The 14525-nt window shown below is 47.5% G+C and carries 9 protein-coding genes and 1 pseudogene; 6 read left to right on the forward strand and 4 right to left on the reverse strand.

Translation table 11 applies throughout. The features are described from left to right. The first annotated feature begins 111 nt into the window (after nucleotides 1-111). The 4 genes and pseudogenes from recQ (at nucleotide 112) to EKN56_RS01105 (ending at nucleotide 4957) form a co-directional block, all read left to right on the forward strand. On the forward strand, nucleotides 112-1941 hold the full coding sequence (gene recQ / locus EKN56_RS01090) for an ATP-dependent DNA helicase RecQ (protein ID WP_130590125.1): 1830 nt from the start codon (nucleotides 112-114) through the stop codon (nucleotides 1939-1941). A 10-nt stretch (nucleotides 1942-1951) separates the two neighbouring features. Next, entirely contained in the window at nucleotides 1952-3073 is a 1122-nt protein-coding gene (locus EKN56_RS01095) for a polysaccharide deacetylase family protein (RefSeq protein WP_130590126.1), read from the forward strand. A 126-nt stretch (nucleotides 3074-3199) separates the two neighbouring features. Beyond that, nucleotides 3200-3832: pseudogene (gene rhtC / locus EKN56_RS01100) on the forward strand (threonine export protein RhtC). A 21-nt stretch (nucleotides 3833-3853) separates the two neighbouring features. Further along, nucleotides 3854-4957, forward strand: a complete 1104-nt coding sequence (locus EKN56_RS01105) for a hypothetical protein (RefSeq protein ID WP_130590127.1) — start codon at nucleotides 3854-3856, stop codon at nucleotides 4955-4957. 424 nt (nucleotides 4958-5381) lie between these two features. Here EKN56_RS01105 and gntT read toward each other — a convergent pair whose 3' ends face one another. Beyond that, nucleotides 5382-6716, reverse strand: coding sequence for a gluconate transporter (gene gntT / locus EKN56_RS01110; RefSeq protein WP_130590128.1), 1335 nt, complete (start codon nucleotides 6714-6716; stop codon nucleotides 5382-5384). 255 nt (nucleotides 6717-6971) lie between these two features. Between gntT and EKN56_RS01115 the strand changes: the two genes are divergently transcribed. Continuing rightward, nucleotides 6972-7496, forward strand: coding sequence for a gluconokinase (locus EKN56_RS01115; protein ID WP_130590129.1), 525 nt, complete (start codon nucleotides 6972-6974; stop codon nucleotides 7494-7496). A gap of 6 nt (nucleotides 7497-7502) precedes the next feature. Here EKN56_RS01115 and gntR read toward each other — a convergent pair whose 3' ends face one another. Then, complete coding sequence (gntR, locus tag EKN56_RS01120) at nucleotides 7503-8498, reverse strand: gluconate operon transcriptional repressor GntR (RefSeq protein ID WP_130590130.1); 996 nt, start codon at nucleotides 8496-8498, stop codon at nucleotides 7503-7505. Nucleotides 8499-9283: 785 nt separating this feature from the next. Between gntR and edd the strand changes: the two genes are divergently transcribed. Further along, a complete protein-coding gene (gene edd, locus EKN56_RS01125) occupies nucleotides 9284-11095 on the forward strand; it encodes a phosphogluconate dehydratase (RefSeq protein WP_130590131.1) in 1812 nt (603 codons plus the stop codon). Between the two features lie 252 nt (nucleotides 11096-11347). Here edd and EKN56_RS01130 read toward each other — a convergent pair whose 3' ends face one another. Together EKN56_RS01130 and EKN56_RS01135 are read right to left on the reverse strand one after the other, a co-directional pair. Next, nucleotides 11348-13630, reverse strand: coding sequence for a zinc/cadmium/mercury/lead-transporting ATPase (locus EKN56_RS01130; protein ID WP_130590132.1), 2283 nt, complete (start codon nucleotides 13628-13630; stop codon nucleotides 11348-11350). Nucleotides 13631-13762: 132 nt separating this feature from the next. Next, nucleotides 13763-14509: an SAM-dependent methyltransferase gene (locus EKN56_RS01135; RefSeq protein ID WP_130593549.1), complete on the reverse strand. Its 747-nt coding sequence runs from the start codon at nucleotides 14507-14509 to the stop codon at nucleotides 13763-13765. Between the last annotated feature and the right edge of the window lie 16 nt (nucleotides 14510-14525).

The following is a 14525-nucleotide window of genomic DNA, read 5'->3' on the forward strand; positions in this document are numbered from 1 at the left end:
TGCGGGATACTCTGCCTTTTATCAGTTATCTGCCCTTTTCCCTTTTCGAGGGACGACAAACGGTATGAATGAGCCTAAAATACCCCCCAATAAAAGTAACAGGGGATTAAGGTGTCAACTGCGGTTGTTATTAATACAGAACCTTTAGCCGCACAGGTATTACGTGACACCTTTGGCTATCATCAGTTTCGTCCCGGGCAGCAGGAGATTGTTCGCGAAGCGGTGTCTGGTCGTGACTGTCTGGTTGTGATGCCAACCGGCGGTGGTAAATCACTCTGTTATCAGTTACCGGCGCTGTTGCTGGACGGTATGACATTGGTGGTGTCTCCACTGATTTCCCTGATGAAAGACCAGGTCGATCAACTCCACGCCAATGGTGTTGCTGCTGGTTGCCTTAACTCCAGTCAAACGCGTGAACAGCAATATGAAGTGATTTCTGCCTGCCGTACCGGGCAAATCAAGCTGCTGTATGTTGCCCCTGAGCGGCTGATGATGGATAACTTCCTTGAGCAGCTTAGCGGCTGGAATCCAACGCTGCTGGCGGTTGATGAAGCCCACTGTATTTCTCAATGGGGGCACGATTTCCGTCCTGAATACCGCGCGCTTGGCTCTATTCGACAGCATTTCCCCGATCTGCCATTTATCGCCCTGACTGCCACGGCGGATGAAACCACGCGTCAGGATATTATTCGCCTGTTAGATTTGCGCGATCCTCTGATTCATATCAGCAGCTTTGATCGCCCTAATATCCGCTATACCCTGATAGAAAAATTTAAACCAACCGATCAGCTACAACGTTTCGTTCAGGATCAGCGCGGTAAAAGCGGCATCATTTACTGCAATAGCCGTAAAAAAGTGGAAGATGCCGCCGACAGGCTGAAGGCGAAAGGACTTAGCGTTGCGGCTTATCATGCCGGTATGGATAACGATAGCCGGGAACGAGTGCAGGAAGCCTTCCAGCGTGATGATTTACAAATCGTGGTAGCGACGGTGGCCTTTGGTATGGGCATCAATAAGCCCAACGTGCGTTTTGTGGTGCATTTTGATATTCCCCGCAATATTGAATCTTACTATCAGGAAACGGGGCGGGCAGGTCGTGATGGCTTACCGGCGGAAGCGGTACTGTTTTATGATCCGGCAGATATGGCCTGGCTGCGTCGCTGTCTGGATGAAAAACCGCAGGGTGAATTGCAGGATATTGAACGCCATAAGCTGAATGCGATGAATGCTTTTGCTGAAGCGCAAACCTGTCGCCGCTTGGTGTTGCTTAATTATTTTGGCGAAAGCAAACAACAGCCCTGTGGTAACTGCGATATTTGCCTTGATCCACCGAAGCAATATGATGGCTTAGTGGATGCACAGAAAGCCCTTTCCTGTGTTTATCGGGTTGGTCAACGCTTTGGTGTTGGCTATATTGCGGAAATTTTGCGTGGTGCGAACAATACCCGAATTCGCGAGTTCGGCCATGATAAGCTGCCGGTATATGGTATTGGTAAAGATCAGAGCCACGAACACTGGATTAGCGTATTGCGTCAGTTGATCCATTTGGGTCTTCTGACACAAAATATTGCTCAGTTCTCTGCGCTTCAATTGACCGAAGCCGCTCGTCCTGTTTTGCGTGGAGAGCATCCATTGCAACTGGCGGTACCAAGGCTGCTTAATCTCAAATCACGCAGCAGTGCGGCCACCAAGAGCTTTGCCGGAAATTACGACCGTAAGCTATTTGCTAAATTACGTAAGCTGCGCAAATCTATTGCTGATGAAGAGAATATTCCGCCCTATGTGGTATTTAACGATGCAACATTACTGGAAATGGCGGAGCAACAACCAACTCGTGAAAGTGAGTTGTTGTCAGTTAACGGTGTCGGTTACCGCAAGTTAGAGCGTTTTGGTCAAGCCTTCCTGACGTTAATCCGCGATCATTTAGTCAGTCCTGATTAAAGGTGTTTGCATGAAAAAACTTATTTTACTCATCGGGTTAATCAGTTTTAACCTGATGGCGGCAGGACCTCAGTCGATGGCCGTTATCGATCGCAGCCAATTATCTGATACAGAGATTACCGACAGCGCCAGCTTTGACAAAGCCTCCCAGTTAGAGATTTTAGCGTTTGCTAAAGCACTGCTGGAAAGCGAATCCGTTCCAGAATCACAATTGCCAGAAAAGCTGGCCTTGCCCGCCAAGCGCATTGATATTAAATCGATGGAGAAGGTGCGCCAGCACTTTTGGCTGCGCCTGACTAAAAATTACCAGCTAGCTAATATCTCTTCTGCACAAGGTATGGAAAGACGCGTTGTAAAGGCGTTAAGTGTTGACGAGTTTCGTCAGATAGTTCAAAAGGCTAATGTATCACCTGTAAGACTGGCCTTTCACCGCACCTATGTGGTGGAGCAACTTCGGCTGGCTGCACTGTTCCCTAAAACCAGCAGTGAGATTTCGACTTTCTCTGATAATGAAGTGACGGGAGAGAATTTTGCCGACCGCCAGTTCGTTTTGACGTTTGATGATGGCCCCAGCCCGGAGAACGGTAGCACCGATCGGCTCATAGATACCCTTAACCAGCATCAACTACATGCCTATTTCTTCGTTTTGGGAGAAAGCTTCCAGCGCCGTTTACAACAGCAGTCAAAAGAGCAGCTGATGGATTTATATCAGGGGCAATGTGTCGGCTCTCACGGTTGGCAGCATAAATCGCATGCCAGTTGGGCTGATTGGCAAAATTCGGTGCTGGAAAGTCTAAATCTGATTAGTAAAGCTATTCCCGACAGCTATGTATCCAGCTTTCGTCCGCCTTATGGCCAGCGTCGGGCTGACAGTGGGGCTTTTTTCCGTGAATACCGGATTCCGGTGGTGCTATGGAATATTGATTCTCAGGACTGGAGTCAAAAAGTTAATACACAGCAGGCCAGCGACCGCGTTCTTACATTAATGTTGCTCTGGCGAAAAGGCATTATTCTTTTCCATGACGTGCATACTAAAGCCCCTGCTTCGGTTGATTACCTGTATACCCTGATGCGTGATGCAGGCGTTACCTGGCAAGATTGCCGTCGTGGTGAGATGACGAAAATTCAATAAAGCCAGACTGTTATCTTTCGTGTGGAAGAGTACAATAAATTAGCTAATAGCCGTGAGCTAATGGTCACGGCTGCTATATTTCGTTATTCCAATATCCCATTTTTCTGAAGATTAAAGAGAACTTCCATGACGTTATTTTTAACTGTTGCGGTGGTCCAGTTGGTGGCGCTGGCCTCACCGGGACCCGACTTTTTTTTCGTGTCGCAAACGGCCGTTAGCCGTTCGCGACGTGAGGCTATGTATGCCGCAATCGGTATTATGAGTGGTGTTATGGTTTGGGCGGCTGTTGCGCTGTTAGGGCTTCATATTTTGCTGCAGCAGATGGCCTGGCTGCATAGTCTGATTGTTATCTGCGGTGGTGCTTATCTGTGTTGGATGGGTTTTTGTCTGTTACGATCTGCATTGAGCAAACCTCAGCCACAGTTGCATGATGTTTCTGATGAATCAGAAGGCGTTTAGCACAATAGTCACGCTTTCCTGCGTGGATTATTTACTAATCTCTCCAACCCTAAAGTGCTGATCTATTTCGGTAGCGTGTTTTCCGTGTTTGTGGGTGATGACATTGCCAGCAGTACACGCTGGGGATTGTTTGCCCTTATCGCAGTGGAAACCCTGATTTGGTTTACTCTGGTTGCCTTTATTTTCGCACTACCGGTGATGCGCCGTGGTTATCAACGCGCAGCTAAGTGGATTGATGGTGTTGCAGGGGCACTGTTTGCCGGTTTTGGATTACACCTGATCACCTCTCGCTTTTACTGATTTCAGTGTGGCACTCACCTGATGCATACGTTAACTACGCAGGAAGATAGTTTGGCTGAGTTACTGAATTATCGCATCAGGCTTGTTAATCCTCAGGTTATTACTCCTTTAAATATCCCTGCTTTCTCCCAGGCCCATGCAACTGGCGAAGAGAAAGTGGGTTTCTGTATTGAAAACAATGGCACTGTTGCTGACTCTTTGTCGTTAGAGATTATGTCTGGCGACCAATTGATATATCAGGAACAAGATACTCACCATTTCCGCTCGTCTGGTTGTCATCTCTGGTTCTGGGATGGTTATAGTGATGCCGGAATAATGGATACACAAACTCTCAAGCGTTCTGACCTTTGCCTGCGGTTAGTAGCTTTCCATGCCGGTGAACATTTTATCGTTGAATACCCATTTAAGGGAAAAGCCCGTCATGTTGATTGGGTAGATGTACGAGTTGACCGAATAAACCGTCAGGTTGATGTACTGATGCGCCTCAGTTTCTCCGATGGTGGCTCCAGAGGGCGGGTGAGTGATTTTTCCTGCCCGGATTATTTAACGTTGGCCGCGATGGCTGGTGAAGGTGTTGAGCTTTACTGGTCCCGAAATGGTCATCGGGCTGGTGACATTGGTAATGGCATTCAGACGGAGCAGGGGCTATTTAATGTAACCGTAGTAGCCGATTGGCATACTAAACCGGCTATGCCTGATTTCAAATTGATTGGTTCTTTGTCTGAACGTTTTGGGCGTTCTACCAGCCTGAAAGGGTTTCGCAGAATCTTTTATAATCAGGGATTCTACGCTAAGCATATTACCGACCAGACTAACTTGAATCGCTTCTGTGAGTTAAATTTTAAAATGACAGCGGCCCATGAAATAGGGCATATCATTTTGGATCGCTATGGTGCGGGCTCTTTTCCAGATTATTCATGGAGCCATAAAGGCACCTCTACAGTATTAACTCAACGGGCGAAACGCGGCGTTATGATGCCGTTGCAGGGTGAGATTGATCTGATGAAATATGCGGATGCCCGGGTGAATCGCGTGACGCCTGCGGATCGTTTCTTGCGTTCCGTTGCCGCCGCAGAAGATGTTAAAGGGCTTATCTGGCTGTCGGCAGTTGTTTTTAACGTATAACTGTATCACTAGCAGCAATTAAAAAAACCGGTCTGTTATCCTGACTGACTTTGAGACTGTTGACAACCTAATCAACCAGCACCTGTGAGTATTCCGGCCGTAAAAACGATGTTGCTCATATCAACTTCGTGCTCGGCCGGAAGACCATTTATACTTAGTTGCAGAGCGCGTTGGGTCTGGCCGGGTTAGGGGCAGTTATGAAACACCTTGCGGTGTTTCACCCTGACGGGCCAGCGCGAGCGCTGTTCAAACAGGCTTTGCCTGTTTGTCGTTGGCTTACGCCAAGTCGACCCCAACACCCGTCCCTCCCAACGATTGGCTATGTTAAGGGACTAAACTGAACTATCAAACGTTGTCAGCAATTAAAAAAGCCGGTCTGTTATCCAGACCGGCTTTTTAGCATTCAGATAATGATCAATCTGAATCAGATAACAGAGCTCAGAAGCAGACAGCCAATCAGGCCACACACGGAGATGATTGTTTCCAGTACTGACCATGACTTCAGCGTTTCAGCGATAGTCAGGTTGAAGTACTCTTTAAACAGCCAGAAACCAGGATCGTTTACGTGAGAGAAGATTACGCTACCAGAACCAACGGCCAGTACCATCAGTTCCGGGCTCACGCCAGAGATGGTTAGCAGAGGTGCAACGATACCACCAGCGGTCATTGCCGCGACGGTTGCTGAACCCAGTGCTAAACGCAGCGCTGCGGCAATTGCCCAACCCATTAACAGTGGAGACAGGGTGCTGCCAGCCATCAGGGTTTCGATATATTTAGCGACACCACCATCAACCAGAATCTGTTTGAAGGCACCGCCACCACCGATGATCATCAGCATCATGGCAATGATTTTGATGGAGTCACCAATAGTATCCATAATCTGATCCATTGAACGACCACGGTTCAGACCAAAGGTGAAGATAGCAATTAACACGGCAATCATGGTTGCCATTACCGGATCGCCAAGGAATTCGGCGTAAGGCAGAACCGCATGGCCTTTTGGCAGTGTCATTTCAGCAACAGCACGACCAGCCATTAAAATAACCGGTACTAATGTGGTTGCCACGCTAACGCCAAAGCTTGGCATTTCGCTTTCGGTGAACACTTTCGGGTTATGCAGACCTTCCGGAACCGGCTTATCAATGCTTTTCAGGAAACGAGCATAAACCGGACCTGCCAGAATAACGGTAGGGATGGCGATTAATGTACCAAACAGCAGAGTTTTACCCATATCTGCTTTAAACAGAATGGCAATTGCCGTTGGACCCGGGTGCGGTGGTAACAGTGCATGAGTTACGGATAACGCTGCCGCCATTGGTACACCAATGAACAGAAGAGGAATACGCGCTGATGCTGCGATAGTGAAGACTAAAGGTAATAACAGCACGAAGCCGACTTCGTAGAACAGCGCGAAGCCAACAACGAAACCTGTCAGTACGATAGCCCACTGAATCCGCTCTCTACCAAATTTTGCAATCAGGGTAGTTGCGATGCGTTGAGCGCCGCCACAGTCTGCCAGTAATTTGCCTAACATGGCACCAAAGCCCATGATTAAAGCTAAACTTCCCAGCGTCCCGCCGACACCATTTTTAATTGAAACGATAACGCCGTTAACGTTGAACGCACCCTGGGTTGTGTAACCCAGCGCCAGGCCAACGACCAGCGAAACCAGTATCAGTGAAATGAAACCGTTCAACTTGCAACGGATCATCAGTAGCAGTAGTAGGGCTACGCCAATGACTACGATCACTAATGGCATAATAATTCTCCGATGTATGTACCGTATAAACCTAACTGTGACTATTTTAGGTTAGTATAGGAATATGACTTTTTTCCAGAAGATGGCGTCATATTTCTATTTTTTGTCTGCAATATTTGTAATTATTGCTTTGCTTTCTATTTGTGATATTTATCACATCTTTGTTTGTTACCGGTATCATGATACCGGTAACGTGGTAGCATAGGGAACTATAGTGAAGGGCTAAATGTTCATTTTGAGATAGAGATCAAACTTATGACAGGACAAAGCATAATTCTTATGGGTGTGTCAGGCTGCGGTAAGTCCAGCGTTGGTGCGGCAGTAGCCAGAAAGTTAGGTGCCAAATTCATTGATGGAGACGATCTGCATCCAAAAGCCAATATCCAAAAAATGGCCAGCGGTAATCCTCTGAATGATGAAGATCGCGCACCATGGTTAGAACGTTTAAATGATGCGGTATACAGCCTGCGTCATAAAAACGAAGTTGGCATCATTGTCTGTTCCGCACTAAAACGCCGCTATCGCGATAAATTGCGTGAAGGAAATCCGGAGATGCTATTTCTTTATATGAAAGGCAGCTTTGATGTGATTCTTGAGCGTCTGAAGGCACGTGCTGGTCACTATATGCCGACTGAACTGTTAAAAACTCAGTTCGACGCGCTGGAAGAACCCGGTGCTGATGAGCCGGACGTATTATGTATCGATATTGACGCTGACTTCGATGAAGTGGTTAATCGTGGTACCGAAGCGCTGCGTCAGGCGGGCGTTAAATTCCGTTAATCGTTATCAGATACTGCCTCCGTGCAGTATCTTAAAGCCCAAATCAAGCATTTTGGGTGTTACGGTCTCTCCCCGTAAACGGGCAAGAAGTCTCTCAGCAGCCACTTGCCCCATTTGTTCGCGGGGAGTTAATACGCTGGTAAGCTTAGGTTCCATTGATTGACCAATGTCATGACCGTGGAAACCGGCAATTGCCATATCGTCCGGAATGCGCAATCCTAGACGCTGACACTCAAAAGCAGCACCGATGGCGATATCATCGTTGGTACAGAATATGCTGTCGGTTTCGGGGTAACGTTGGAATGCTTCTTTTAACAGTTCACAGCCCAGGCTATAGGATGACGAGCGATCGGTACATACGCTGCGGGGCTCCAGACCAAACTCACGCATCGCCTGTTCGTACCCCTGCATTTTAATCACGGTACGTTCGTCCTGTCGGGCACCAAGGTAGACAGTATGCAGATGTCCGTTTTGCAGGATCTCTCTGGTCATCTGGTAAGCGGCATCGTGGTTATTAAAGCCAACGGCCAGATCGATACAGGGGGAGGCACTATCCATAATTTCGATGACCGGAATACCTGCCACCTCGATCATTTTTCGTGTTCGTTCAGTGTGGGTTCGTTCAGAAAGGATTAATCCGTCGATATTGTAAGAAAGTAGCGAAGTTAAACGCATTTCTTCGCGTTCCGGACGGTAACCATAGTGAGCCAGCATGGTTTGGTAACCATGAGAATCTGTTACGCTTTCAATACCACGCAAAACTTCGGCAAAAACCTGGTTGGTTAATGAAGGCAGTAATACACCAATGGCTCTGCTGGTGGCGTTGGAAAGAATTTCTGGAGCCCGGTTTGGAATATAGCCTAATTCATCCAGCGCTACGGCAATTTTACCGCGCAGTGTGGCTGAAACTTGCGATGGATCGCGCAGATAGCGGCTGATGGTCATTTTGGTCACGCCGACCTGATTAGCTACATCCTGAAGTCCGGGTCTTTTTTTCTTCATTTTCAACTGATTAAAATAGTAAACCGCCAAGGGTTTAGTTTAACAAAGAAAACGCAGGGCGCATATGCCCGTAACGATTTCAGCATATCAATGAATAACTTTACTCACGATATTATCAGGTGCGTTTAGATTATTTATCACTTCCCGATATAACATGAATTTATTACTACATGGATAATATACTATTTACCTTATGTGGGCTTAATTTTTATTTTGAATGAAACTATTTATTATTATCTGATTATATTTTTCTGTCTAAATGTTAAATAAAAGTGTTTCTATTGTTTGATGCTAAATGATAATTCATTATTTTTCGTTGAATACCATGTCGCTCTCTTAAACCAGATTTTCCCGACAGATAACATCTTTGATATAAATGTGACTTTTGTCACAAAAAAGTCCATTGCTTAAGCTGAATCGAGTAAAGTTAGAGGAAAAAAGGAATTGTTACCGGTATCATTTGAGTATATAGTGATATCGTGGTGTAGCTAAAGGGGTATGGCGAGGTGAAAAACAGCGATATTCATCAGTGAAAAATTGATGTGACTGGTCATGAAGTTAGCCTGTTTAGATTTTAAATAAGCAGCAATATTTTATTTTCTATTATTCAGATAATTTACTGCTTATTTAAGATTTAAATTAATAGTCATAGCGCTATTGGTCATTGATTGGCAATAAGCATTATTCGTTTAATTGGGTGTTCCGCTTATTTCTCTTCGTCATGTAATAGCGTGATTTATTGAATATCACTATTTATACACTTGAACAGGAAGTGAGGAAATCGCATGAACCCTACTGTTGAACGCGTTACTCAGAATATCATTGCTCGTTCTCAAGCCGACAGAGCCCGCTATCTGGCCAGAATCGATGCGGCTAAAACTAAAACTGTACACCGTTCACAACTCTCCTGTGGCAATCTTGCTCATGGTTTTGCTGCCTGCTCGCCAGATGATAAATCCTCTTTAAAAAATATGGTGAAAAGCAATATCGGCATTATTACTTCTTACAACGATATGCTTTCTGCTCATCAGCCGTATGAACATTATCCTGAACGTATCAAGAATGCTCTGCACGCCGTAGGCGCTGTGGGTCAGGTTGCCGGTGGCGTACCAGCCATGTGTGATGGTGTTACACAGGGGCAGGATGGTATGGAGCTCTCTCTATTAAGCCGTGATTTGATTGCGATGTCGGCGGCGATTGGCCTGTCTCACAATATGTTTGATGGGGCGTTATACCTGGGGGTTTGTGACAAAATCGTACCGGGATTGTTTATTGCCGCTATGTCATTTGGTCATTTACCGTCAGTATTTGTGCCTGCTGGTCCAATGCGTACCGGCGCTTCAAATAAAGAGAAAGTACGTGTGCGTCAACTGTATGCCGAAGGCAAAGTAGGTCGCGATGCATTGCTGGAATCGGAAGCGAATTCTTATCACTCTGCGGGTACCTGCACTTTCTACGGCACGGCGAACTCGAATCAGATGGTTTTGGAAGTGATGGGCTTGCATTTACCCGGCTCCTCCTTTGTTTATCCGGATATTCCATTACGTGATGTATTAACCGAAGCAGCAGCGCGTCAGGTAACGCGTATGACCGAGTCTTCCGGTGATTATCTGCCGGTGGGTCGTCTGGTTGATGAAAAGGTGGTGGTTAACGGTATTGTTGCGCTGCTGGCGACCGGTGGTTCAACCAATCACACCATGCATTTAGTGGCGATGGCGAAGGCAGCGGGTATCACTATTACCTGGGATGATTTCTCTGAATTGTCTGAAGTGGTTCCATTACTGTGTCGGATCTATCCTAACGGTCCGGGCGATATTAACTATTTTCAGGCTGCCGGTGGTGTTTCGCTGCTGGTTCGTGAATTGTTGAAAGGCGGATTGCTGCATGAAGATGTGCATACGGTCGCCGGTTTTGGTTTGCATCGTTACACTCAGGAGCCGTTTCTTGAGAATGGTGAATTGGTTTATCGTGATGGTCCTCATGCCTCACTGGATCCGGAAGTTATCTCCACATTAGAAGCGCCGTTTGTTAAGCATGGCGGTACTAAAGTGCTGTCCGGTAATTTAGGACGTGCAGTAATGAAAACCTCAGCGGTGCCTGAAGATCGTCAGGTTATCACTGCACCGGCGGTGGTATTTGAAAGCCAGTATGATATTGATGCTGCGTTTGATGCCGGCAAATTAGACCGCGATTGTATCGTGGTGGTGCGCTTTCAGGGACCAAAAGCCATTGGTATGCCAGAGTTGCATAAATTGATGCCACCGCTGGGTGTGTTAATGGATCGTGGTTATAAAGTTGCGCTGGTGACGGATGGGCGTCTGTCCGGTGCTTCCGGTAAGGTTCCGGCAGCCATTCATATTACCCCTGAAGCTTACGTCGGTGGTTTACTGGCGAAAGTACGGGATGGTGACCTGATTCAGGTTGATGGCACCACCGGACAAATCAACCTGTTGGTAGATGAAGCGGAGTTAGCGAGCCGTGAAGTTATTCAACCGGATCTTTCTGATTCCTATGTAGGTATGGGGCGAGAACTGTTTTCGGCGCTGAGAGCGCAGATTTCGGGGGCAGAGGAAGGGGCGAGTTGTTTTAAACTCTGATTAGTTTTTTATTAATCAAAGTTCTTTAAATTAACATTTGAGGATGTTCCGGCCGTAATGATGAAGTGCCTATATTGGCATGGTGTTCGGCCGGAAAACAATCTGCACTTAGCATTGGTGCGCGTCGGGCCTACCTTTCCTAGGGGCGCTTCGTTGGCTTACGCCAAGTCGACCCCAACGGAAAGGTCTCCCTCCGATTAGCTTGGTTAACTGCACGGAATTAAATAGCAATTCTTTTGTTGTTTTTGCGTTTTAACCTTCCGTCTCTTCCTTTCTCTTCCGTAGTAATCTCAGTGAGTTGGCGGTAACCAGTGCGGTGGCGCCGGAGTCTGCCAGAACGGCCAGCCACAGGCCGGTTAGGCCAATCAGGCTGGTGACCAGGAAGATGGCTTTCAGGCCAAGAGCGATAGTGATATTTTGACGAATAATCTTACGAGTGGCCCGGGAGAGTACAATCATATCTGTCAGGCCAATCAGTCGGTTATGGGTTAGTGCCGCGTCGGCGGTTTCTAACGCCACATCTGTGCCGCCGCTCATGGCTATGCCGATAGTGGATGATTTCATCGCCGGTGCATCGTTAATTCCATCTCCCACCATGGCGGTTGGTTGCTCTCTATTCAGGGCAATAACCGCAGTAACTTTATCTTCAGGCAGCAGGCTGGCCTCATATTCGATATCGAGTTCGTGGGCGATAGCCGCGGCGGCCCGCGGGTTATCACCCGTCAGCATTACGCCATTAACGCCAATTTGTTTTAAGGCTGCCAGCGCCTGTCTGGCATCGGATCGTAATGTATCGCGCAGCGCTAATAAGCCGATAACCTGATTGGCTTTAAGAGTAACCACGACGGTTTTTCCCTGCTCTTCCAATTGAGTAATTTGCTGTTGCTGTTCGGCAGACAGCTCATTTTGTGTCAGCTTAGATGGAGAGCTGATCAGGATGATTTCATCATCTACGTTACCCTGAACACCAACACCGGCAATGGCCCGGCGATCTTCCGCCTGAGTATAGGCGATACCATTCTCTTCAGTTTTGAGAATAATAGCCTGCGCCAGAGGGTGGTGAGAGCCAGACTCCACTGCTGCAGACAAACCTAACAGTTGGGTTTCGGTTATCTCACTCACAGGAATGACATCCGTTACCATTGGTTTACCTTCTGTCAGGGTACCGGTTTTATCAAAAGCGATTTGGCTGATGGTTCCTAACTGTTCAAGTGCCGCACCGCCTTTAATCAATGCTCCCCGACGAGTGGCCGCCGCCAGCGCAGAAGTAATTGCCGCCGGAGTGGAAATCACCAGAGCACAAGGGCAACCAATTAACAGCAGTGTCAGGCCGCGATAAATCCAGGTTTCCCATGGTTGGGCAAACATTAGCGGTGGAACAATAACGACTAACAGCGCGAACAGCATAATGGCTGGGGTGTAGTAGCGACTGAAGCGATCGATAAATCGTTCAATGGGTGCCCGGCGCTCTTCGGCTTCTTCAATTAGCGTCAGAATTCGGTCGATGGCGTTATTACCCGGTTCAGACAGCACTTTTAACTGCATTACGCTGTCAACGGCCAGACTGCCTGCCGCAACTTTTTCGCCCCGCAAACGTTCTACCGGAATAGATTCGCCTGTTAGTGCACTTTCATCAAAACTGGCGCTGGTGGCCTGCAATTCGGCATCGACAGGCAGTCGGGTTCCGGGGGCGATTTCAATCATATCTCCCGGGCGCAGGCTGGCAGCGGTAACGACTTCTCTTGTTCCATCACTATTGAGTTTGACAGCCTCTTCCGGCAGCAGTGCCATTAACGCAGATACCCCCTGACGAGCACGGTTTGCAGCATATGACTCCAGTAATTCACCAATCATAAATAGCATTAGTACCATTGCCGCTTCTTCCGTTGCACCAATAAACAGTGCGCCAATGGCGGAAATGCTCATCAGGGTTTCTATGGCGAAAGGTGTTCCGCTACGGGTCAGGCGAATGGCCTGTAAACCAATAGGAATCAGTCCGATGATGGTAGTGACAGTAAACGCGATACGACCGTAGGTTGGTGAAAACAGCTCCAGAAGCCAACTGAGTAAGATCAACGCGGCCATAATGGCTGGTGGGCCATACTCTTTTAGTCGCTGTTGTTTGGCCGATGGTTTTGCAGTCGGTGTGGCACGGGTATCAGAACTTAATGAGTAGCCTGCCTTTTTGACGGCCTGTTCAATACGCGGTGCAATATCCTGAGCTTCTTTGGTATCAACGACTAACTTTTCTGTGGCGAACAGGATTTTGGCATGCTCGACGCCAGCCACCTGACTTACCGCGGTTTCTACCTTTTTAGCGCAGCTTGGGCAATCCATACCAAAAACTTGCCATGTCAGACGAGTGCTTCCAGTGGAGAGCGTGGCTAAGGTTTCTGTTTTGTCTTGTGAACAACAGCTCGATTGACTGCAGCAACTTTCGGGCTGGTGGTCATGATCGTGATGATGTTCATCTGATGAAGCATGGTCATGTACCTTATCAGATGGTATGTCTTTGTTATGGCTATGATTGTTCATAAGTATATACCTTCACCCATCATTTAATGAAGCTACTCTACACCTTAGAGTCTACTCCAGAGTCAATGGGTGAAAATAATATTTTTTGGGCTGTACAGCGTTACTGTTTTAGCTACCCGGTATAGCCTCACATCACCGCAACATCAGGGCGAATACACCCCATCCCAAGTATTCACGTGTGTAGGTGGCGTAGCGTTTTGGCTCCTGAGTCAGCATGTTTCGAATCTCTTGTGCCATTTCGTCATTAGGATTTGCTTCGAGCCAGCGGCGCATGGTGAGCCACTTGGCAGCTTCATACCTATCCCAGCCTTGTTGGTCGGCCAGAACCATTTCCACAACGTCATAATTGAGGTCGCCAAAAGAGGCGAGAAGTTCTGGTAATGTGAGAAAGTCAGAGAGAGAACTGGCAAAGCATGCTTTGGCAATCTCTTCCGTTGATGGTAACTGGCGCCAGTAAGGTTCGCCAATCAGGATAATTCCTCCGGAATTAAGGCTTTTCGACAGAAGCTCGATAGTGCCAGCGACTCCCCCGGCAATCCATGTGGCACCGATGCAGGCAGCTACATCGACTTTTTCACTGGTAACATAGCCGGCGGCGTCATTGTGAATAAACTCTACACGGTCGGCGACGCCGAGTTCTTCAGCGCGGTGTTTTGCCTGCGCGGAAAACAGCTGGCTCATATCAATACCAACGCCTGTGATTCCATAATCCCGCGCCCAGGTACACAACATCTCACCTGAACCGCTGCCGAGGTCAAGTACACGAGTTTCTGGTTCCAGCCGCAATGCGGCTCCGAGAGTGGCAAACTTTTCTGGTGTGAATGGGTTATGGATGCGGTGAGCACTTTCGGTAATATTAAAGATACGTGGAATATCCAATGCAAAAATTCCTTTT

This window comes from Limnobaculum zhutongyuii, from assembly GCF_004295645.1.
In the GTDB taxonomy this organism is placed as follows: Bacteria; Pseudomonadota; Gammaproteobacteria; order Enterobacterales; family Enterobacteriaceae; genus Limnobaculum; species Limnobaculum zhutongyuii.